Annotated in this window: 4 protein-coding genes; all 4 read right to left on the bottom strand. The window is 59.5% G+C overall.

The features are described from left to right. Window positions 1-20: 20 nt before the first annotated feature. Window positions 21-335: a hypothetical protein gene (locus tag AACS18_RS12435; protein ID WP_108612433.1), complete on the bottom strand. Its 315-nt coding sequence runs from the start codon at window positions 333-335 to the stop codon at window positions 21-23. An 84-nt stretch (window positions 336-419) separates the two neighbouring features. After that, a complete protein-coding gene (locus tag AACS18_RS12430) occupies window positions 420-776 on the bottom strand; it encodes a hypothetical protein (protein ID WP_108612432.1) in 357 nt (118 codons plus the stop codon). Window position 777: 1 nt separating this feature from the next. Then, window positions 778-1320 (bottom strand): hypothetical protein, encoded by a 543-nt coding sequence (locus AACS18_RS12425; RefSeq protein WP_108612431.1) that lies wholly within the window; start codon window positions 1318-1320, stop codon window positions 778-780. Window positions 1321-1348: 28 nt separating this feature from the next. Then, window positions 1349-1675 (bottom strand): type IV toxin-antitoxin system YeeU family antitoxin, encoded by a 327-nt coding sequence (locus tag AACS18_RS12420; protein WP_042019086.1) that lies wholly within the window; start codon window positions 1673-1675, stop codon window positions 1349-1351. Window positions 1676-1850 lie beyond the last annotated feature (175 nt).

Genomic DNA, 1850 nt, shown 5'->3' with positions numbered 1-1850 from the left:
GGTGATTGTCGTGGTCATGATTAGCGATACCTCAGTTCAATGTCGATGCGGGTGCCAGGCACGTTGTGGCGTTGGCGTAATCTGGTCAGGTGCTCTGGGAGGTCGGTCAGGCTGGCCAGTCGCCCTCGGTAGAGCCGGGAGAGATTGACGTAGTCAGGGTGACTCACGGTGATGGTCACCTGATGCCCTGGCTGCCAGTGGCCAAACAGGCGGGCTTTGGCTTGCCTGATGGTGGTGATGCCGGGTGCAGGTAACGTCTGGCGGTTGCGCAGGTGCAGTTTGTTCAGCTCGGGTGCATAGCGATGCACCTCGAGCCCGGTGATTAGACGGGTCATGTTCGGTGACTCCAATGGTGCCAAGGGCCAGCCTGTGAGGGCTGGCCCTTTATGCTTTATGTGGATGAGCGAGACAGTTGTGGTTCAATGCGCGGTGTCTGCGAGCGCATTGATAACCGGCTTGCCATTGAGCCGGTCCAGCAGGTGCAGCGAGCCGTATTGAGCCACCAGTCGCTCGATAGCCATCTGGGCGCAGGCCGTTCTGCTGGGCTTATTCTCAGGGTGTGTGTAGCGAGCGGTGAGCCAGCCACCGAGCAGCGCGATGCGATAGCCACTGGGGATATGGGTGAGCGAGGTTCCTATCCCCCTCCCGTGAATGAGGAAAGGCACGGTCTGCCCACCGATGTCGATATCCATGCGCTGACCCTTGAGTTCGAAGGTGGTGAGCTCGCCAGTCTGCGGATGCTTGCCTGGCACCCGGATGGTGATGTGTTTGGCCATCTCACACCTCCGGCTTGGTTTCAAAATGGTGGGTTACAACGCCCGCTTGCGGGTCGATGCTGATAAACGCCGGGGCTTGCGGGTGGTACTGGTAAAGCCGCGCCAATTCAGAGCGAAATGCCTCGACGTTTGGCGCAATCACATGGCTGGTATCCCCCTCGGCGTAGGTAAAAGTCTCCAGCGTCCGTGTGTTAATCCATATCCCGAAATACCAAGCATCCTCCTCGGTGTCGTACTGCTGCCAGCCCTGGGCCAGCAGTGTCTGGTCGTAGTAGTAGCGGTCTGCTTGATGGCTCCCCCGGTCGATGCGGCAACCCGTCACGGTAAGCTCAAGCGGGATACGCCCTGCCTTGTGAGCCTTCTTGACCCGGCGCAATGTGTGCCGTGCCTGGGCCTTCTCTTTGCGCGGGTCGTAGGGGTTCAGCTTGCTGCCCACGTAGTTGAGGATCCCCTCGGCATTGGCGGCTGTGTTGTGCGTCAGCGTGTGCAGCAGGTCGGTGACTTCACGGCGGGCCAATGTGCCCACGTGATAGAACTTGTTCATGATACTTCTCCTTGAAACAAACACCCCGCTAACTAGCGGGGTGGTAGATGTCGAGGTAGAGGTAGCCGTAGCTGCGCCTCGGACTGGCTTCACACACCCAGCCCTTGTGTTCAAGGCGAAACACCTCGTCCATGTCGGTGCATATCTGGTATGCCTTGGCCATCTTGGTTAACTCACGCAGGAAGTGCGGCAGCACCGTGTCACACTCGGCCCGCCACGCCTCGTCTGGCTCGCCGTACATACCGGCACGGTCGCCCAGGAAATCAACATAACCACGTTGCAGAATGGCTCGAGCCCCCAGCTTGGGCAGGTTCGGGGTGCCCAGTCCCCATGTCATGTGCTCGAAGATGCTCATGTGTGGCTGCTCCAGTTTGGGTTGTCGTTGGTGCCGTGGTTGAAGTAGGCACCCACAATGGTGCGTCGCCATTCCCCAACGGGATAGCCGAGGTCGTTGCACTCACGCTCCCACCACGCAAAGTTAATCTCGCGGGGCTGGTTGTCCACCATGTCCAGTGGACTCACGAACAGCG

The organism is Aeromonas sp. HMWF015 (assembly GCF_963878965.1).
GTDB classification, from domain to species: Bacteria; Pseudomonadota; Gammaproteobacteria; order Enterobacterales; family Aeromonadaceae; genus Aeromonas; species Aeromonas veronii.
The sequence above is the reverse complement of the archived record's forward strand: the minus strand, read 5'-3'. Positions and strand labels throughout refer to the sequence as shown.